Raw genomic sequence first — 18,202 nt, forward strand, 5'->3', positions numbered from 1 at the left:
GATTGGAGGTGCATCACCCGAAGTCCCGTGTGACTTTCGGTCTGCGATCAGGCGTGTCATAGTCGCGCCGCAAATAACAAACTTGTAATTCAAATACTAGGATCCCCATTGGATGCGGACACAGCATCCAGCGCGGGCAGCGATGGACGCTATCCGATATCGAAATGGGGATCCTTCTTTTGTCCAACCACATACCGCCCGGAACAGGTTCATTGCGGCTGCCCAAGTCCACCATCATCGTGGGCATCCTTGCCCTGGTCTTCGCCGTCAGTGGGGCGTTCTCATCCGGCTTCGGCGGCGGCTTGATTGTGCTGGCGCTCTTTGGCCTGGCGACAGGACTGTATGTCGTAGCCACCGGCCGCCGTTCCTGGGCGATGCTACGCGGCGGCCGCAAGGCCGGTGCCTTCCTTCTCGCAGCCGCTCTCGTTCTCATGTTCGTCGGCGCAGCCATCACGCCACCGAAACCGAAAGAACCACTCGAAGCCTCACAAACCGCTGCGGAAGCGCAGAAACTCGTCGCAACCAGCGCGAGCCCCACAGCCACGCCCACTCCAACTCCATCGGACACGGGCGCGCCACTGGACCCTGAGACCACAACCGAGCTCGCGAAGACAGCCACTTACACGGCACCCCGTTCACAGCCCGCTTACGCGACCAAAGCACTGGACCTGCTGGCAACCCTTCCCATCAAAGGCAGGGCACCGAAGACCGGCTACGACCGCGACCAGTTCGGCCAGGCATGGGCTGATGTGGACCGGAACGGATGCGATACCCGTAACGACGCCCTCAAACGCGACCTAACACAGGTCACGTTCACGAACAGCGTCCACTGCAAGGTCCAATCCGGTTCCCTCGCCGACCCGTACACCGCGAAGAGCATCAGCTTCGTTCGCGGATCAACCACCAGCACGGCCGTTCAAATCGACCACATCGTTGCCCTCAGCGATGCCTGGCAAAAAGGCGCCCAGCAGCTGACACTCGAACAGCGCACCGCCTTCGCAAACGACCCGCTGAACCTGCAGGCCACCGACGGTCCGACCAACACCCAGAAGGGTGACGGGGACGCAGCGACATGGTTGCCGCCCAACAAGAGCTTCCGCTGCGACTACGTGGCCCGGCAGATCTCCGTCAAGGCCACCTACAACCTGTGGGTCACCCAGGCCGAACACGACGCCATGGCAAACGTGCTGGGCGACTGCAAGGACCAGCCCGCACCCACAAACGAGAAAGCCCCAGCAACCCCTGCCCCCGTTGCCTCAACACCAGCAGCCGTTGAACCTGCCCCGGCCCAGGCGGCGGTCCCGACGCCGGCAGATCCCGCGCCGGCGCAAGCTGTCGTTCCCGCACCCGTCGCGCCAGCACCCGTCGTTCCTGCACCCGTGGCGCCAGCACCCGTCGCTCCCGCGCCGGCAGCACCCGCAGCACCCGCGCCGGCCCCGGGTGGAGGGGCCACGGCCCTGTGCAACGACGGGACGCTTTCCTACTCAGCGACCCACCGCGGCACCTGCTCGCACCACGGCGGCGTGGCCGTCTGGTACAAGTAGCGCCGACGCGCACCCGGGACGGCGTTCAACTGCCGTTCATCGTCCTCGGAAATCGATCTGCAGTTCACGCTGCCGTTCGACAGGGCACGTCCCAGCGAAAGTAGCGCTTGTCTGAAAACGGGACGTCAAGGTGGCGGGCGCCCAATAGGGGTGTCCGCCACCGCATCCGAAAGATGTGGGGCGACATACAGGGGCTCCATGTTCGATGGAACGCTTTGATACATTTCAGGTAGTCAGAAAGGGTCGCCTATGGGCTTCATTACCCGCCGCCTCGTCCCGCGTAAGGTTCGCAGAGCAGTTCACCCCGTTAGAACTGCCAAGCGTGCCGTCTACCGCGCCACGGTTCCGCGTAGCGTTCGCCGTACCGTGAGTACAGCGCGCAAGGTGGCTCATCCCGTCAGCGCTGCCGGTTACGCGGCCGAGAAGGCTATTTTTGGATCCCACCGACGTCCATCACGCACCGGTACCTCCGCTGTCTACGGCACCTGCGGCGTTCGACACCGCAGTCCCCGAACTGCGGCCAACTGCCGTAAATGCCGTCAGATTCCCCCGACGTTCAGCCGTTCCTCCACGCCCGCGAAGGGCTCGGGCAAGTCATCCCCACGAACCGGTGTCATGGCTGCAATGGTCGTCTTCGCGTTGATCGGTTTTTTGAGCGGTGGCGGAGGCGCCATCCTCGGGGTGTTTCTCGTTATCGCGGTCCTTGTTTGGGCACTCGCTGCTATCGCTTTCAGGGACGACTAAGCCACTGACGTCACCGTCACCGCTGGACCGTATCACCCATCGGCTGCCGTGACCGATCGAATAAGGGGCGAAGCTCCGGTCAAATAGCGGTTGATCGAAGGTTCGCCCCTTATTCTGTCGGGCTCAGCTGGGGTTTCGCTGGAAAGCAGACCATCCGTTTCCGTAGGCGTGGAATCACCGAGCGCTTCCGCCGCGTGACGCTGACTGCCTGATCCTTTCGGGCGGCCATGGAAATGGCCCGTATTCTGCTGCGCCGGAATGGGTCTGTTGGGTCAGCGGCTGGGGCCGTTCTTGCTTCGTTCTGCACCTGACGCGGCGCCGCGGCCGGTCTTGCGTGCTTTCGCTGCCTTGCTAGTGGTGACGGCGGCGTTGGGGTGTGTTCCTTCGCTGCGGGCCGCTGCGAGGCGGCCCCGGATTTGGGGTTCGGTGGCGCCGGTGTTGGTGAGGAATTCGGCGAATTTCTGGTGGTGTTCGGATGAGCCGTAGCCGGCAGCCGATGCGGTCTCTGCTTTGTGGGCTTGGTCTTTCAGGCGGTTGCTGTCGCCGGTGCCGGTGACGCGGTTCTCGATGTCCCGGCCGAGTCGTTCGATGCGGTCGAAGAGTTCCTTTTCGGCGCGTTCGTAGCGCTGTTCCTGGGTGGACCATTTGTCGCCGTTGAACCCGCCCTCAGCCAGCAGTCTGGCTTCGTGCAGGTTTTTAGCGGCGTCCACGAAGGCGGGGTCCTTGAAGTGTTCATCGCCTGCACCGTTGACGTTGGCGGTGGTTTCTCTACGGAGCTGATCGATGTCGGGTCCGTTGACGCCGTCCTTGCCGATGAGGAACATCCGCTCCTTGATTTCGGAGTCGGCTACCTCACGTGCCTTGGGTGTTTTCGCGTTGTGGGCAAGCTGGAGTGCTTTGGTCAGTTCGGGGTTGGCCAGGTACTCCACCGGCACCTGGTGGCGCTCCATCTCTGGGGCGAGTTTCGCCGCTTGTGCACGGAGTTCTTCGGCACGCGCGGCCGCGATGAGTTGCGTCGCTTTCTCATGCTCAGCATCGGCTTTTTTCTCTTCGTCCTGTCCGCGCTCTTGCTCGGCCGGGGCCTGCTCGGACGCCGCCGTTTGGATGCCGGATTCGAGCTCTGCACCGGCCACGTCACTGGTATCGATGCCGTATCGGTTGAGGACTTCCTGCCGGATCTTTTCCGAAGCGGACAACGCGGTGGGATCGTAGTCTTTCCATCCCTCGGCGACGGCATGTGCCGTGGCGATGTCGGAGGGTTGGGCGTTGTCCCACCACTGGTCCTTGTCCACCTGTGACAGGACCGCGTGGGCGGTGCCGCGTTCGGCTGCAAACCGTGCGGCTGCTTCGTGCGCTGCCTGCACGTCACGGTGTTCCTGTTGCCGCTGCTCTTCCTGCCGTCGACGGGCGAGGGTCTCGGCGATGCGGGAGGCAATCATCAGAGACTGGCGCAGTCCGCCGTCCAGCAAGTCATCCATTCCGTCTGATTCACTCATTGGTGTTCCCCTTGCACTAGTGGTGTGATTCTTATCGGTCGAGTCCCGGGCCGGTGTCGCTGCGGCTGGGTTGATATGTCTTTGCCGGAGTGGCGGTGGGTGTGCTCGGCACCGCGGATCCTGGCCGGATGGGAACCATGCCTCGGCGTGCGATATCAATTGCACGCGGCGGCACCGCTGCCTCTGTCGTTTGCTGCTGTCCCGCTTCCGCTGTGGCGGCTGTGGGCATGGTTCCAGTGAACGGTGCGAGCTGGTTCTCCACAACGGAACGGATGCGCTGGGCTTCCCGGGTCCGGCCGGAGTGCTGATGCATTTCGTACACCGCGAAGACGGTGTTGATCAGTTGCACCATGAGAGCTGTCTGCGCGGCTGTTTTGTTCTTGCTCGATGCTGCCATGAACAACATCGCGGTCCCGGCGATGGATGGCAGTGCGATCGGCTTGCTGTGCTCCCTGGGTGCACGGAGCTGGGCGCTGCGGGACAGTTCCGCAGCCGTAGCTGCCAGCGGTCCGGGCGTGGGTTCGAGACGGTGTGACCATGCAGCAAAGGCACCGGAAACTTCTCGTGCTGCCTTGGCCCAGGTGGCGTGATCGTCACGCGGAATGGACCGCAATTGCTCCGCCAGGGCTGTTGCGTTGCGGGTGTACTCCACCCATACCTGTGGTGAGGGGGTAGCTTTCTCAGGGCCGGTTCTGGAGACGGTGCGCTTGTTGCGCGCAGCGGCGTTCCACTCAGCTGCAGCTTCGGTGGCAAGGTGCGGAGAATCCATCCACGCTTCACGCAAAGCCCCAAGCTTCAAGTCTGAGGCGAGCGTGCCGCCACCGAACCAGATGGGACGCTCCCCGGCCTTGGGTCGTTCGGCCACCGAGTAGCCAACAATGACGTCGGTGGTGTTCTTCGCGTAGCGAGGACGAAGCAACATGCCGGTGTCACGGGCCCGTCGAACAAACTCACCTTCCGTTGCGGATGCGCTGGCGCTGGCGCGGACTTTTCGTGCCAGCGATGAGCGGTGCATTTCCCGTTCGTCCCGCACGGCCGTGGCCTTCTCGGCACGGTCGTAACCACGGGTGGCATACACGCTGGAGAGTTGTTCCAGGCCGTACTTAACTTCCAGTTCACGGCAGGTCTGCTGAGCCTTCTTGTAATCCCCGTGAGTGGATGCCTTGGTGCCATCTTCACGAACGAGTGAGACGGCGATGTGGATGTGGTGGTTACCGTTTTCGCTGGTGCCGTGGTTTACGGCTGCCCAGCGGCATTGGGCCTTTCCGCTGGCCGCGGTGAAGCCCATCGCATCCACAAAGTCATTGGCGATGTCGCCCCACTGCTGGTCGGTCAGCGCGCCCTCTTCGGCGCGCAGACTCAGCGAGCAATGCCAGACACTGGCGTCCTTGTATCCAACGTGTACGCGTTCCTTCTTGGCCGCGTCCCAGGCGAAGTCCTTGATCTGAACCGATACCCCATAAGCCTTGCGCGGCTGATCCAGATGCTTCGCGATAGCCAGGGCATCATCGCGGTCCAGTATCCCGTCGTCGTACCACGCCATGATCGCTGCGTCACCGGCCACCAAGTGAGGGTCGGTGTGGGCATTCTTGGTTTTGTCCGAGTCGGTCGATGCCAGATAAACCATGAGCCCGCCCATGCGCGAACCACGTGTGATGTTCGGAATCATCCTTACATCAGCCCCTCAATGGCACGATCAATCCTCATGGCCACGGAACGAAGATGCTTCAACCCTTCCCGGGCCTCAACAGGAAACTCGCCCGTGGCATTCGCTTGCCGTGCAAGCTGGTTGATGTTGTTCGAAGAACGCGCCAACAGGTTGTGCAACTGCATCAGTTCGGCAATGACGGCACGGCGCTCAGTCGGTGAGTCGGTGCGCTCTGCCAGGGCCGCCGAAACCAGCAGGTTTGGAACGGTCACTTTCTCCCGTTCGGCCCTCGCAACAAGCGCGGCCTCTTCTTCAACGGTGACCCACACGTCACGGCGCTTCTTCGTTCCTGCCGGAGTGTTGGCGCGACGACGGCGGGACAAATTGGGACGGTGAATGTTTTCCTCTTCCGACATCCCAATCCCTCCCTTCAAAGGCTCAGCGCAGCGACCCCGAACCGGGGACCACACTGACAAGTGTGCCGTACTCGACCGCCAGTGTCGAGGACGACAAGCCACTTACACCCGTGTAAGTGTATAGCTTGCTCCGCGTGCTCTGGTTTCTAGGTTTTTGTCGCCTTCCGTGTCTCTTTCGCAAAACGTCCGTCCGTGTGTCGGTGCCGCGGGCTAGACTGGCCGCATGGACATCAACGACATTACCGCTAGAGCGGCCGCGAAAATTGACGCTGCCAGGGACGCTAAGGTCAACGCCGTGAAGAACGCGGCGGCCAGCAGCGTCGAGCTCCAAGAAGCTAAGCAGCTGGTAGCTGCAGCCGAGCAAAAGTACGCCAAGGACTACCAAGCCGCGCTGCGTGCTGACTGGACCGAATCCGACCTTCGCGGCTTCGGTCTGGACACACCCGGCCGCAAGGCCGGCGGACGTCCTCGCGGTAAACGTCCCGCGCGCGAGAACGCCACAGCCCATGCATCTTCAGACGAGTAGCCCCTCGTCCACATGGGCACGGCAAAAGCTACAACCTTCGGGCTTTTCCCGCACCCATGTGGACGACAGGACCCACCTGACCGCCTGCACACAACCACCATGTCACCATTGGGACATGCCGCACCAGGGCGAGCGGTGGTCGTGCACAGCCTCCTTCCCAGGTGGGCCAGTAGCGGCGACGTTTCCCATGGTTCAAGACCGCCGCACCCGGTGCACCGGTCGTTGGTGGTTGGGTTCCTTTCAGCCTTGACGACATCGGCGGATTGCGTTCGGTTCAGGCCGGCGGGAACAGGAACCTGGAACTCCCGGAGGCATCTCAAGCGGCAAGGGGTTCCACACCAGGGTGTTGGAAGATTCTTCCAAGGATCCACCGCCCTCTCACACCCGCGACTACAGCTGGAAGACAGTCAGGGCCCGTACCTTTTGGTACGGGCCCTGACTGCGTGTTCATCAATTCTCAGTGTTGCTTCCCAGGGTCCTCGGTGAGGTGGGGAAACCTACCCTCCCAGAGTTTCCGGCACCTTACCGGGAGCATCAGCTGGGGCCAGATTCTGCAGAGAAGTCCGCCGTTGAGAAGGTTCGCCTGGTCTTTCCGGGTTCCCACGCGCAGCACCGCCTGGTACGCCTTGATGACATCCTCTGGCTGACTCAGATCACACACCGTCACTGGTCCCCAGTACACGTGAAGCGGCAAAGTCAGCAGCCCATCCGCCGGCCCCTGAAGATCATTGAAACTATCAGGGATCTCGTACGGCACGACGTCCTGAATAAGGACCCGTTCCACCGGCTCAGGCACGGCAGGGTCGGGCTCGGGCCGGATCATTTACCGGTCCTCCCGCGCGGCCGTTTCGGCACGGGTCCGCCGCCCAGGACGGAGTTCGCCCGCTTCCACTCCCGGCCACTTCCGGCCCTCGTTGTACTTGCGTTGCAGCCGCCGCAGCTCCCGGCGCGCAGCTGCTTCAACGAAATCCGAAATGGACACGTACCCTTCCAACGGACCGACAGCCTGGACCGCTGCCCTGATCTGCTTCAGGTCCTCTTCAGTGAAGTAGGGACCCTTCTTCTCACCTGACTTCATGGCTCAGCCCACCCTTAACGTGCATCTCTCCGGAAGCCATTCCAGCGCTGGGCCAACCTCTTCGTGATCTTCACCCCGACCCAAACCAAACCGGCGAACACTAACGCTCCAACCCCCGACGTAATGAGCCCCGGGACAGGATGGCCTCCAGCAAAGACAACCATTCCCCCAATCACCATCATGATGGAAGGCAGCGCCAAACCCAGCGCACACAATAGCGCTGTGATTCCTACGAGGGTCCCTACCCACCATCTGGTCGTATCTTCTTGCTCGTTCATCACAGTCCAGTTCTTCATCATCGGGTTCGTCCTACCGTTTCCCGGCAGCCGAGTAGCAGCGGTTATGTCGCTTCGTGACGTCGGGGCCATCCTAACGGCCGGCTCCGACACCATAGGTTCTAGAACGGGGGTTCGGAGTCTGGTCCGTTGCCCCAGGAGCCGGCGTTGGCTTGGGTGTTCGCTGCCGCCCATGGATCATCCCGCTGGGCGGGCTGGCTGGCGTTGCCCTGGTTACCGGACCCGCCCCCGTTTCCCCCACCGTGGTTGGTGCGTTGGGTGCGGTTGACCTTCGCGTTCGCGTACCGAAGGGACGGGCCAATCTCGTCCACCTCGAGTTCGATCACGGTCCGCTTCTCGCCCTCCTTGGTCTCGTACGAACGCGACTTCAACCTGCCCGAAACGATGACACGGGTGCCTTTGGTCAGCGACTCTGCGACGTTCTCCGCGGCTTCCCTCCACACGCTGGCCCGGAGGAACAGGGTCTCCCCGTCCTTCCACTCGTTGGACTGACGATCAAAGGTCCGGGGCGTTGAGGCGATGGTGAAATTCGCGACGGCTGATCCCGAAGGGGTGAAGCGAAGCTCTGGATCAGACGTCAGGTTTCCGATCACTGTGATGGTGGTTTCCCCGGCCATAATGGTTCCTTTTCCTCGTGTGCTGCGGGTGTTCTCGGTGTCTGTGCTGGTTTCGTTCTGAGGTTCGTTCCCACCCGGTTCGTCGTGGGTGAGTTCGTTGGGTTGGGACTGGTCTGCGGTGTGTTCGTCCCATAGGCCGCGCTCCCCTATCGGGGCCCTGTTGATGGCCGCCAGGTAACGGTCATCCGCCGTTGAGGGGCGGTCGATGAAGAACGGCTCGTAGGGGTCCGGGGCGTCGACGTGGATCTCCCCGGACGGGTTGGCGATGCGTCCGAACTCGTCCAGGTCCACGTACGTCCGGGGGCTGATCGTGAGCCCGTCCACCGGGTGCGGTTCCCTCACCGGATGCTCACCTCTTCGGGCGCAGTGCCGCGGAGAAGTTCGGCGGTGCGGATGTTGGCCCGGGTGCTGAGTTGCTCGACCATGAGGTTCCGGTTTTTGACCTCGTACCGTGAGGGAAAGTCACTGTCAGTGTCGGTGTCGTAGAAGACGGTGCCGGACTCGTAGAAACGTTCCTCGGCCAGGGTGGCCGGTGCGTCCAGGAACGCGAGCCCGTAGGCCACGGCCTGCAGTTCCGGGTCGGCGTGCAGTTCGGCCGGGACGCGGAGCCCGTCCAGGATGGCGGTGATGGTGCCGGCGGTGATCGGTGCGGTGGTCATGATGCCTCCTAGGCGTTTGTCTTGTTCATGGCGGCTTGGACGAGCTTGTCCCGGCGCAGCCCGGACCAGTGGTCCTGGTCATCGGAGTTGTTCACCACGACCGGTGCCTGGGAGTAGCCCAGCTCTGCGGTGATGTATTCCAGCGCTGCCGGCACCTCGGTAATGTCCACGAGAGTGTAGGTGATGCCCTTGGAGTCGAAGTACTCCTTGGTGCGCTCACAGTTGGGGCACTGGGGCTTGGTGTAGACCGTGTAATCGGTGGGTGAAGTAGTCATTTTCAGTCCTGCGTTTCGTATCAGTTTCAGTGAGGTTCGTCTGAGTGACTTGCTACTACTATTCTAACGTTTATCCACTCGAATAAAAAGGTTTTTGCCGCTTATTCTAGGGGTTTTTTGGATCTCTTTAGTATAAAACTGTGCATGTTTGAGAGGTGGGTTTGGTGTTCCACGAAGAAGCCCGGCGGCACTCCCCCGGCTTCTTTAAAAGCTGCCCTGGGCGGTGGCGATGGTGCCTTCGTGGGTTGGTTGGATGTGCCCCATGGTGTGGTCCCGGCTGAAAAGACCTGTCCCGAATCGGCGGTGGGCCGGCGGCGGGTGTCTTCTCCCATGGGAAAGGGTCCCGGTTTTGATGGTTAAACAATGCAGGACCGGCGCGGGCCGGTCCTGCATTGTTCCCTCGGCAAAAAGGAAATCTGTTGGTCAGTCTACAAGACTGAGGGCTTCAGTGTCAGAGCGTGTTTCGGGAGTGTGTTGCACGGGACCTGCGTAGGAGGAGGTATGTGGTCAGGGCAATGACCGCTCCGATCGCTGCGCCGGTGATCAGGCCGGCCACGCTGCCCGTTGTGTTCAGCAGGATCAGGGGCAGGGAGATGGCGGTGATGAAACCGAAATGGAACGCAATGGTGCCGGCATCGATGTCCTCCATTTTCGAGTGGGCAATTCCCCATTGGATGAAGAGGTAGACCACACCGATAGTCGCGAAGATCAACGCGCCAATCATCACTTGGTCCAGGATTGGTGGCAGGCCAGGGAAGATCTCAGTGAGCGTGACGCCTGGGGTTGTCTGTGTAGTCATGGTGACTCCTGTCTGTGCTGCCATGGGATGAGCCTAGCGGTGTACTCGGACAAAATTCTTCGGTGGTCAGTCGCGGGGGTAGCCGGGGAGTCGGCGACGCGCGGCTTTTGGTGGTGTTTACCTGGTGGCGTTTGATGGCGGTCCGCCGCTGGTGATTGGCTGCTGTGGTTCGTCCTGGGCGGCGGACCGCCCGACGTTTGGGGAGGTTCCGGGCCCTGTTCGTGGTGAGTGGCCGCGGGCCTTGCCGGGCGGTGGGGGTTCCGCCCGGCAAGGAGTTCTCAGGCCGCTTCGGTGCTTTCCGCTGCGGAGTCTTCCGCGGCTGGTTTGCTGCTGTCGATGATGATCTGCTCAACCTCGGACGGGGTGTATCCCCATGTGACGAGCTGGTTCAGGTAGTCCACGTGGCTTTGGAACGGGTTCCGCCACGAGTCCTTGGCGATGGTCTTTTCATATCCGGCGCAAACCAATGCGATCAGGGAGAACTCGGGACGGGCCGTGGACTTGGCCACGTGGTCCTTCAGCGGGTTCCACGCCCATGACTTTTCTCCGTCGGTTTTGGCGCTGACCATTTCGGCGGCAACTTCTCCGTCGTAACTCCGGGCGACGTCGGTATGGTGCGTGATCGCATGGACAGTGAAGTACTGCCAGCCCTTCGGTGCCTGCTTCTTCGCCAGCAGGGATTTCACGAATTCCCGGCGCACTGTCGTGGCCGATTCCATGGCCTTGTTGTTGGCGATCAGGGTTTTCCGTTCGGCCTTCTGTTCCTCGGTCATCGGCCCCTTGTTGGCCGATGACGAGTGGTAGGTGTACCGCTCGGTGAAGCCTTGTTCCTTCCACCCAACAATCACCGGGACGGTGGAGAACTCGCCACGGTAGTCCTGAAGGATGTAGACGGCGTTCGCGTCGTCCTCGGTGGCCGGTTCCCCATCCGCCCGCTTCAGGGACGTGACAGCGGCGGTGTCGTTATCGTCGTAGCCGGGCCTTTCAACAATGGTTTTCCCGGTTGCTGCGACTTCCGCGGTGTACGCGGCGAGGGCGGCGACGCGTTCGCGTTCGTCCCTCAGTTGCTGGGCAACATGGAACAGCTGGTCGGGTTCGTCCGCAATGACTGATTCCAGCTCTGCGGTCGCTTCCTCGTCCCCTTCGAACTCGGCCATGATGAGGGCTTCCTCGATGGTGTACCCCTTGCCCAGGGCGGCGGTTCCAGCATCGGATGCCTTGGCTTTCAACGCGCCCTCAACGGCGGCCTTTTTCCGTCCGGTCTTCTTCGCAATCGCTGCCGCCGAGACGCCCAGAAGGGACAGCTGGTGGTAGGCGTCGGCTTCATCAGCATCTGTCATCGCCGCGCGCTGGACGTTCTCCACGACCTGCGAGACGATCCGCTCGGCGTCCTGCGCGGAGGCGGTGATCATCACCGGGATCAGGGGGCACTGGGCTTCGACGGCACCAAGGGTGCGGCGCTGGCCCATCCGGACAGATACGGTGCCGTCCTCGTTGCGGTGGGCGATGACCGGTTCAATGACTCCGTGTTCTTTGATGCTGGCGATGAATTCCGTGGTCAGGGCTGCGTCTTTGCGGACGTTGATGTCCACGATCAGGGTGGTGGGGTCGAGCATTTCCAGTGTGGGTGCTGCGTTCATGGTGTTGTTCCTTCTTGTCCGAGAAGTTGAGTGGGTGGGGCGACCTTTGGTGACCGGCCAGCTCCCCGTCCCTCCCGATGCTTCTATGTCTTGTCAAGCGGTAGGAGAGGGCTTCGGGAAGTGGCCAACCAGCTTGCCTCTCCCGCCGTTGTTTTGGCTGCTGGCGAAGCTTGCGAGCTGTTCCCGTGGAAGCCTGTCTACCCTTGGGCAAGGGCCGAAAAATCTTGCGCGGTCCGAGCTAGCGAGGATCCCGGCTGAAGAATTTTCGGCCCGCAGGCCCCGGAGTTCACGGAGGGGCTAGACGGGCTGGAACGGGAACGTAAAATCCCTTGGGACAGCAGCCAAAACGTCGTGGACAGAACAGGTGATGACGGACAGGAGTTCTGCGACGGACCGGCAGCACCCAACAGTCGGCCACGAAGTGGACGCCCTTCAGTGCTCGCCCTGCGAGCACCCTTTCCAGGATTCCCACGAATAGCGCCCACCCCGGCAATCCGGCGAAGTCGTGCCGCGCACACCAGTTGATCGGGCGTGTCCTGATGCGGCAACGGCGGTCCGCCGCCGGCAACCACCCACCAGAGCCGGCCACCTGCGGCTGACCGCCCACCCACCAAGGCGAATGGCCTTCTATATAGCGGAAGAGCCGGCACCCACTGGTGTCGGCTCTTCCTGTTTTCCCTCAGCAAAAGGAAATCTTTGGGTGCAGCGTCTTTGCTGCCCGGGGGTCAGAAGTCTTGTGGGGTTTTCTCCCAGGAGATGTCCACGACGGCGGTGTTTTGGTCGGTGGTGAGCAGACTTAATTCGAGGATGTCTTCGGCGTGGGTGTTGCCGGAGGGGGCGTCGTCTTCGGTGAGGACGAAGTCGTGGCTCATGGGGCTCTCCCTGGCGTCGGTGGAATCGCTTGTTCTTCCACTGTAGCCCGGGTCAGGGTTGTGCCTGGTGTGGGGCTCCGCCCTCGTCAGCGTTAATCGGCGGCCGGAGGAGCGCCAGCGGGGGAGGCCGCCGACGCACCAGTGGGGCCGGAACCGTTGCTGGTCCCGGCCCCACGCTGTTAGTGGTGTTTCTTATAGGCCGTGGCCTCGTCTGCTGCGACCGGGGCTATGGTGCCCTGATTGACGACTTCGTCGAGCAGTTCAGCAAGACGGTAGCCGGGCGTGTCTTCCATGGCTGCGGTGAAGTGCTCGGCCGCGACCGTGGATTGGCCCTTGAGGTAGGCCAGCCAGCCGATCAGGGTCAGCAGAGGGGCACGATAAGTTCTCGGGGCTCCCGTAATCAGGGCGCGTGCGGCTTCTTCGGCCCGGTCTACCCGGTCCCAGTCCGGGGCGATGCCGTGCCCCATGAGGAGGTTTCCGCACCCGTCGGCGTCTGTGCGGTCGGGGTCGATCACATTGCACATCAAGGTGTCCCGCAGGCTGGGGTATTGGAAGCAGGCCAGCAGCTGGACTGTCGTGTCCGGGCTGATGCTACCGGTTGCCCCTATCGCCTGTGACCAGAGTTCGCGGCCGTTGATCGCTTCGCTGTATTGCAGGACGTGGCCTGCGTGGTCGATGCGTTCGGCGGTGTCCTCCGGCCCGTTGAACGGCGGGTAGGTGGTGCCCGGCTGCTTCTGGTACGTGCTGCCGCGGAACACCATTTCGGCGTTCAGGTGCCCGTCGGTGATGGTCTCCAAGGGTTGAGGCTGGCAGCACAGGGTGTCATCGCAGAGCAGGTTCTTCCAGCGGTCGGAGGTGACAAGCCACGCGTCCCGCAGCGGCGTCCCTGCCCGTTCGAGCGCTGCAATGATGGCCTCTACGTGGTGGTGGAAGGGCCGGGGCGTTCCTGTCTCTGGGGCGGCGTCGCTGTAGACGGTCAGCAGGACGGAGCTGGCAAGTTCGTCGAGGGCGAGGTAATTGATCATGGACGCCGCGAACCCCGCTGGGTCTGTGTGAGCGGGGGCGTTGACCCGCAGGGTCGCACCGAGCGTGTTGCCTCGCATCGAGACGAACACGAAGGACTCGCTCGGCACGAAGCCGAGAGTGTGCGGGATGAAACCGAGAATGTCGGCGGGGCTGGAGATGCGCAGTTCGTTGTTCATGGAAATTCTGTCGTCCTTTGCTGAGGATCCGGTGGGTGGGGCGCTCGTGGTGAGTGGCCAGCTTCCCCTTCCCCGCCGTTGTTTTGGCTGCTGGCGAAGCTTGCGGAGCTGTGCCCGACGGAGGCCTGTCTACCCTTGGGCAAGGTGCGGGAATTCCCGGAGGAAATCAGCGACGCAGGAGCGCCGTAGGGACATTTCCTGCACCGCGGGCCCCGGAGCTTGAGGAGGGGCTAGACGGGCCGGAGCGGGCACGTACAATCCGAAGGACAGCAGCCAAAACGTCGTAGACAGCACAAGGTGGTGACGGGCAGGAGCTCTGCGACGGACCGGCGGCACCCAAACAGCCGGCCACGAAGTGGACGTCCTTTAGTGCTCGCCCGGCGAGCACCCTCCCCTGGTTCCCACGGGGGATCCAACGTCTGGAACAGCGCGGGGCTTGCCGCATGCGACCGGTGATCGGGGCGGTCCTGATGCGGCAATGGCGGTCCGCCGCCGGTGACCACCCACAGCCGCCGACCACCCGCGGCGGACCGCCCGCCCACCAAAGGCGAACGGCCCACTCTGGGTGTTCTAGTCGCCGATCATGTCGTGGATAGCGCGTTCGAGTGTTTCGTGCTCGCGCTCCAGTTTCTTGCGGTCAACGTCGTCCTCGGTGCTTTCAGCCTTTTCGAGCAGGACCTCCCATCGGTCCATCGCGTCCAGGAGCTCGGGGGTGATCACCTCATCGGCCACGCCGCCGTACAGGCCGAAGTGATGGAAAGCGTCGGTCATGCCGGGGTACCCGGCCCGTTCGGCGGTAACGGCCGTCTTTTCACGTTCGATTGACGCGACCTGGGCTTCGTAGTCGAAGTCGCCGTCCTCGTTCCTAAAGTTCGTCATCGCCTCTGTCCTCCATGAAAGGGGTGGCCGGGACGTTTTCGGGGTCCCGGCCACCGTTTCGGCTAGCTGGCGAGCAGGTCTGCCAGTTCGTGGGCCTCGGTCACCAGCACCGCGCCGCCGTCCCTGATAAGGCGGTGGCAACCGGCGGAATTCGCGCTGTGCACGCTGCCGGGAATGGCGGCGACGTGACGAGCGATGGTCTCGGCTTGGTGTGCGGTGTGCAGGGCGCCGGAACGCCACCGGGCCTCCACAACGCAGGTAACCCCGGCGAGGCCGGCAATGATTCTGCCCCTGGCCAGGAAACGAAGGCGTGTCGGGGCGGAGTTTGGTGGCTGTTCGGAGACGACCAGCCCGTTCGCGCGGATCGCGGCCGCGAGGTCTGCGTTCCCTGCCGGGTAGTCCCGGTCGAGGCCACCAGCGGCGACGGCGATTGTCGCCGGGCCCTCACCGGTAAAGCCCGAGAGCGCGGCCCGGTGCGCGTGGGCGTCGATCCCGTAGGCCAGACCGGAAATGATGCAGATGCCCCGCTGGGCCAGATGGTGGGCGACGTCGCCGGTCACGGCGGCGCCGTAGCTGGTGGAGTCCCGGGAACCGGTCACTGCTACGCACTGCTGCGGGGCCGGGATCCCCTTGGCGATGTTTCCCCGGTACCAAAGCCCGTACGGGGCATCGGGCAGGTCGTCGAGACCGGCAGGCCAGTGCGCGTCCCCGGGGATCAGGAAGCCGCCCCCGAGGCGCTCAATGGTGGCCAGATCCCGCTCGGGGTCGACGTCGGGCAGTCGAGGTGCCCAACGCTGCAGCGCTGTGGCCAAGTCGGTGTCGGTGATGTGCCGGAACGTGTGGGCAGGTTGGTCCCCCGTGACCATGCGCAGGGCAGCAGAGGCGCCGAGGGTGCCAACGAGGGCACGGCCGGTGGCGTCTTGCGGGTCGAACAGGCGGGTCAATGCTGCGCGTGCGATGCGGTCGTTCATGTTCTGAGTCCTTTGCTGAGGATCCGGTGGGTGGGGCGCTCGTGGTGAGTGGCCAGCTCCCCTTCCCCGCCGTTGTTTTGGCTGCTGGCGAAGCTTGCGGAGCTGTGCCCGACGGAGGCCTGTCTACCCTTGGGCAAGGTGCGGGAAATTCCCGGAGGAAATCAGCGACGCAGGAGCGCCGCAGGGACATTTCCTGCACCGCGGGCCCCGGAGCTTGCGGAGGGGCTAGACGGGCCGGAGCGGGCACGTACAATCCGAAGGACAGCAGCCAAAACAAGAAAAGGGCTTTTGCAGCCCGAGCGGAGCGAGGTCCATTACACAGCGCCCGGCGCTGTGAGCCTCCGAGGTTCGCCGGCCACTGCCTCGCAAAGTTGGGCGCATTTCGGGTCTTTGAATGTTTGCTGTTAGGTGGCCGTCCTGGTAGGCCCTAGATGTCGCTCTGCTGGCCGTTAAGTGCTCGTGATCGCCGGTAGAAGGTCGCTCGGGACATGCCAAGATCGCGGGCTACCTGCGCTGCCGGCTCGCCACTCTGGACAAGGCGGACAGCGCTTCTCATCTGGCTATCGGTAACCCGGCGAGGTCGGCCGCCGAGGGCCTTGCCCGCTTCTCTTCGTTTGATGATGGAATCCGTGATGCGTTCGCGCTTTATTTCGTGTTCCATCTGGGCCAGGGCGGCCATGATCGTGAACAACATTGAACCCATCGGTGTTGCGGTGTCGACGTTGCCTCCGCCCAGGTTCAGGACCCGGAGGCCGGCGCCCTTGCTGCGGAGCTCCTCTGCGAAGGCGAGCATGTTTTGAGTGGATCGACCGAGCCGATCCAAAGTCGTGATGACGAGGGTATCGCCCTCGAGAAGGGCATCGAGTGCCTGATCGAGCTGCGGTCGTGAGGCTCGTGCTCCGGAGACACCGTGGTCGGTGTAGAGGTCATCGCGTCGAACTCCTGCAGCCAGTAGATCCACCTGCTGCCGATCTGTGGATTGCTGCCGTGTCGAGACTCGTGCGTATCCAATGAGTCTCGACATTCATCCCTCCGAGGTGTCCCGTAACTAATGCCTAGTATGCCGATGCTCGCCGAAGGTTTCGAGACATAGTTATGAGAATTGTCGGGGCGCGGGAAAGTTGCGCAGTTGCGCGAAAATCAAGACCCACCAAGACTGCTCGCGCACTTCGGGACGAGGCGTCTCGTATCCCAAGCGTTTCGAGACATTGCGGCTATGAGGCGCTCAGGTGGGTTCCGAGAAGGAGTCGGTGCCTTGCGGCGGGATTGGCCATCGGTTCAGCTGGTCATTTGTCGGACTGGAACACGATCGAGTCGAATACGGCGCGTGCCTCTCTCATCAGCTCCGGATTGATCGATCCGTCGATATGGCCCACGGCGGCGACGGCCCGCGCGCCGTTCAGGTCGACCACCCGGTAGGTTTCGTGTTGATTCTGATTTACGTACCCGCTTGAGCAGCGTTGTGTATCTTCTGAGTGGATGCATAACTGATCGCCGTTGCAGGCTGTGATGTCCACGTTGTCCTCGATGGAGTGGTCGAACTCGAAGCCGGAGTAATTGCCTACCATGACCTTGGCGGGAGGGGTGCTTGCCGTTGACGACTGCGCCGCCATCGCGTCAACGAAGGCCTTGGCCGACGGACCGGAATCGGCAAGGGCGCCCCGCCAGGTGCATGCGTCCATCGCCACATAGTACGCGCGCGAAAGAGTCAGGTAGACGGCCCATTCAGCCGGGTGATCCGGGTCGTCCTTGCCCAGGCTGTGGCCGTCGAGAGCAAACCAGCCGTCTGGGACGGTGATCTCGAAAGGCTCCTTGTAGCCGGCGACGGGGACCAGGTAGGTGCCGGCATCGATATCGCCACTCTCGGGCAGCGGGTGGACCTTGCGATTGTCGCGACTCTCCGGCAGCGGTGGGTCCGTGCGAGCCTCCGTAATCGGAGAACTGGCAGACGGCAGGGAGGCGTCTTTAGATGCATATTCGCACCCGCCGACGCATCCAATCAGGGCGATAGTCACCAAGGGCAAGAGATGGCGCGACCGTTGAGCGGCCTTTTCGGGGGGTGTCATGGAACTCATTGATCCACCAGGCCGCTACGGGGTGCTGTGAGGCTCCGCAGCCGGGTGGCCCCGCGGGCGGCCCCAGATTGGATGCGTCGCCTCAAGTCTCCTCCGGCGCAGAATCCGTGACAATAAAGAGTTGCGGGGCCAGCAGCTTTCCCCGGGGACTCGCAGCACAGTACAGCACTTGATCAAGGCAGGTAATAGCTCGGGCCCTACGCACGTACGGTGACGGGTCGATCCCTTTTGTGCCACCCCTGCGCCCAATAGCGCTGTAAAAACGCCGCCATTCACCGCTGAAAGTCACAGCCACAACTAATAATCGGGCGGGAGCAATTGTTCGGTTTGGGATGTATTGTGGGGGACCGGCTTACGGGCATCTCGAGCTACTTCATCGAGGAGACGACGAAGGTGTTCTTCAGAATATTTTGGCGCTGGGTGTAATCATTCGCCCCTCCATGGAAACAACATGTATGAGCAGTC

The 18,202-nt window shown here is 62.6% G+C and carries 18 protein-coding genes; 2 read left to right on the plus strand and 16 right to left on the minus strand.

Annotation, left to right across the window (positions count from 1 at the left end):
* The first annotated feature begins 164 nt into the window (after positions 1 to 164).
* On the plus strand, positions 165 to 1,544 hold the full coding sequence (locus ACNQOP_RS19455) for a GmrSD restriction endonuclease domain-containing protein (protein ID WP_416405484.1): 1,380 nt from the start codon (positions 165 to 167) through the stop codon (positions 1,542 to 1,544).
* A gap of 1,016 nt (positions 1,545 to 2,560) precedes the next feature.
* Here ACNQOP_RS19455 and ACNQOP_RS19460 read toward each other — a convergent pair.
* The 3 genes from ACNQOP_RS19460 to ACNQOP_RS19470 are packed head-to-tail and all read right to left on the minus strand — an operon-like array spanning position 2,561 to position 5,848.
* A complete protein-coding gene (locus ACNQOP_RS19460) occupies positions 2,561 to 3,784 on the minus strand; it encodes a hypothetical protein (protein ID WP_284987870.1) in 1,224 nt (407 codons plus the stop codon).
* 31 nt (positions 3,785 to 3,815) lie between these two features.
* Entirely contained in the window at positions 3,816 to 5,453 is a 1,638-nt protein-coding gene (locus ACNQOP_RS19465) for a relaxase/mobilization nuclease domain-containing protein (protein ID WP_284987869.1), read from the minus strand.
* Between the two features lie 2 nt (positions 5,454 to 5,455).
* Complete coding sequence (locus ACNQOP_RS19470) at positions 5,456 to 5,848, minus strand: plasmid mobilization protein (protein WP_284987868.1); 393 nt, start codon at positions 5,846 to 5,848, stop codon at positions 5,456 to 5,458.
* Positions 5,849 to 6,071: 223 nt separating this feature from the next.
* Between ACNQOP_RS19470 and ACNQOP_RS19475 the strand changes: the two genes are divergently transcribed.
* Positions 6,072 to 6,374 (plus strand): hypothetical protein, encoded by a 303-nt coding sequence (locus tag ACNQOP_RS19475; RefSeq protein WP_284987867.1) that lies wholly within the window; start codon positions 6,072 to 6,074, stop codon positions 6,372 to 6,374.
* A gap of 457 nt (positions 6,375 to 6,831) precedes the next feature.
* On the opposite strand, the gene ACNQOP_RS19480 is transcribed toward ACNQOP_RS19475, so the two are convergent.
* The 13 genes from ACNQOP_RS19480 to ACNQOP_RS19540 all read right to left on the minus strand — a co-directional run bounded on the left by ACNQOP_RS19480 (position 6,832) and on the right by ACNQOP_RS19540 (position 17,728).
* Positions 6,832 to 7,197, minus strand: a complete 366-nt coding sequence (locus ACNQOP_RS19480) for a transcriptional regulator (protein ID WP_284987866.1) — start codon at positions 7,195 to 7,197, stop codon at positions 6,832 to 6,834.
* Entirely contained in the window at positions 7,198 to 7,452 is a 255-nt protein-coding gene (locus tag ACNQOP_RS19485) for a ParB family protein (RefSeq protein WP_284987865.1), read from the minus strand. It abuts the gene before it with no gap.
* Between the two features lie 397 nt (positions 7,453 to 7,849).
* Entirely contained in the window at positions 7,850 to 8,707 is an 858-nt protein-coding gene (locus tag ACNQOP_RS19490) for a single-stranded DNA-binding protein (protein ID WP_284987864.1), read from the minus strand.
* Positions 8,704 to 9,024, minus strand: a complete 321-nt coding sequence (locus ACNQOP_RS19495; protein WP_284987863.1) for a hypothetical protein — start codon at positions 9,022 to 9,024, stop codon at positions 8,704 to 8,706. Before ACNQOP_RS19495 ends, ACNQOP_RS19490 begins: the two co-directional genes overlap by 4 nt.
* 8 nt (positions 9,025 to 9,032) lie before the next feature.
* Positions 9,033 to 9,299, minus strand: a complete 267-nt coding sequence (locus ACNQOP_RS19500; protein ID WP_284987862.1) for a glutaredoxin family protein — start codon at positions 9,297 to 9,299, stop codon at positions 9,033 to 9,035.
* 451 nt (positions 9,300 to 9,750) lie between these two features.
* The gene (locus tag ACNQOP_RS19505; protein ID WP_284987861.1) at positions 9,751 to 10,098 is read right to left on the minus strand and encodes a hypothetical protein; all 348 of its coding nucleotides are present in this window, start codon (positions 10,096 to 10,098) and stop codon (positions 9,751 to 9,753) included.
* A gap of 278 nt (positions 10,099 to 10,376) precedes the next feature.
* Positions 10,377 to 11,738: a ParB/RepB/Spo0J family partition protein gene (locus ACNQOP_RS19510; protein WP_284987860.1), complete on the minus strand. Its 1,362-nt coding sequence runs from the start codon at positions 11,736 to 11,738 to the stop codon at positions 10,377 to 10,379.
* 725 nt (positions 11,739 to 12,463) lie between these two features.
* A complete protein-coding gene (locus tag ACNQOP_RS19515) occupies positions 12,464 to 12,610 on the minus strand; it encodes a hypothetical protein (RefSeq protein WP_210066415.1) in 147 nt (48 codons plus the stop codon).
* A gap of 179 nt (positions 12,611 to 12,789) precedes the next feature.
* A complete protein-coding gene (locus ACNQOP_RS19520) occupies positions 12,790 to 13,812 on the minus strand; it encodes a DUF4192 domain-containing protein (RefSeq protein ID WP_416405485.1) in 1,023 nt (340 codons plus the stop codon).
* 570 nt (positions 13,813 to 14,382) lie between these two features.
* Complete coding sequence (locus ACNQOP_RS19525) at positions 14,383 to 14,691, minus strand: hypothetical protein (protein ID WP_284987854.1); 309 nt, start codon at positions 14,689 to 14,691, stop codon at positions 14,383 to 14,385.
* 62 nt (positions 14,692 to 14,753) lie between these two features.
* Positions 14,754 to 15,662 (minus strand): DNA-processing protein DprA, encoded by a 909-nt coding sequence (dprA, locus tag ACNQOP_RS19530; protein ID WP_284987853.1) that lies wholly within the window; start codon positions 15,660 to 15,662, stop codon positions 14,754 to 14,756.
* Positions 15,663 to 16,089: 427 nt separating this feature from the next.
* The gene (locus ACNQOP_RS19535) at positions 16,090 to 16,686 is read right to left on the minus strand and encodes a recombinase family protein (protein WP_416405486.1); all 597 of its coding nucleotides are present in this window, start codon (positions 16,684 to 16,686) and stop codon (positions 16,090 to 16,092) included.
* Between the two features lie 262 nt (positions 16,687 to 16,948).
* Positions 16,949 to 17,728, minus strand: a complete 780-nt coding sequence (locus ACNQOP_RS19540; protein WP_416405487.1) for a hypothetical protein — start codon at positions 17,726 to 17,728, stop codon at positions 16,949 to 16,951.
* Positions 17,729 to 18,202: the final 474 nt, after the last annotated feature.

The sequence above is a fragment of the Arthrobacter sp. LFS091 genome (genome assembly GCF_047977885.1).
In the GTDB taxonomy this organism is placed as follows: domain Bacteria; phylum Actinomycetota; class Actinomycetes; order Actinomycetales; family Micrococcaceae; genus Arthrobacter.

Bases quoted from the DNA above. Each gene is read 5' to 3' on its own strand.
- ACNQOP_RS19455 (WP_416405484.1), top strand. From the start codon at position 165: ATGGGGATCCTTCTTTTGTCCAACCACATACCGCCCGGAACAGGTTCA.
- ACNQOP_RS19460 (WP_284987870.1), bottom strand. From the start codon at position 3,784: ATGAGTGAATCAGACGGAATGGATGACTTGCTGGACGGCGGACTGCGC.
- ACNQOP_RS19465 (WP_284987869.1), bottom strand. From the start codon at position 5,453: ATGATTCCGAACATCACACGTGGTTCGCGCATGGGCGGGCTCATGGTT.
- ACNQOP_RS19470 (WP_284987868.1), bottom strand. From the start codon at position 5,848: ATGTCGGAAGAGGAAAACATTCACCGTCCCAATTTGTCCCGCCGTCGT.
- ACNQOP_RS19475 (WP_284987867.1), top strand. From the start codon at position 6,072: ATGGACATCAACGACATTACCGCTAGAGCGGCCGCGAAAATTGACGCT.
- ACNQOP_RS19480 (WP_284987866.1), bottom strand. From the start codon at position 7,197: ATGATCCGGCCCGAGCCCGACCCTGCCGTGCCTGAGCCGGTGGAACGG.
- ACNQOP_RS19485 (WP_284987865.1), bottom strand. From the start codon at position 7,452: ATGAAGTCAGGTGAGAAGAAGGGTCCCTACTTCACTGAAGAGGACCTG.
- ACNQOP_RS19495 (WP_284987863.1), bottom strand. From the start codon at position 9,024: ATGACCACCGCACCGATCACCGCCGGCACCATCACCGCCATCCTGGAC.
- ACNQOP_RS19500 (WP_284987862.1), bottom strand. From the start codon at position 9,299: ATGACTACTTCACCCACCGATTACACGGTCTACACCAAGCCCCAGTGC.
- ACNQOP_RS19505 (WP_284987861.1), bottom strand. From the start codon at position 10,098: ATGACTACACAGACAACCCCAGGCGTCACGCTCACTGAGATCTTCCCT.
- ACNQOP_RS19510 (WP_284987860.1), bottom strand. From the start codon at position 11,738: ATGAACGCAGCACCCACACTGGAAATGCTCGACCCCACCACCCTGATC.
- ACNQOP_RS19515 (WP_210066415.1), bottom strand. From the start codon at position 12,610: ATGAGCCACGACTTCGTCCTCACCGAAGACGACGCCCCCTCCGGCAAC.
- ACNQOP_RS19520 (WP_416405485.1), bottom strand. From the start codon at position 13,812: ATGAACAACGAACTGCGCATCTCCAGCCCCGCCGACATTCTCGGTTTC.
- ACNQOP_RS19525 (WP_284987854.1), bottom strand. From the start codon at position 14,691: ATGACGAACTTTAGGAACGAGGACGGCGACTTCGACTACGAAGCCCAG.
- dprA (WP_284987853.1), bottom strand. From the start codon at position 15,662: ATGAACGACCGCATCGCACGCGCAGCATTGACCCGCCTGTTCGACCCG.
- ACNQOP_RS19535 (WP_416405486.1), bottom strand. From the start codon at position 16,686: ATGTCGAGACTCATTGGATACGCACGAGTCTCGACACGGCAGCAATCC.
- ACNQOP_RS19540 (WP_416405487.1), bottom strand. From the start codon at position 17,728: ATGACACCCCCCGAAAAGGCCGCTCAACGGTCGCGCCATCTCTTGCCC.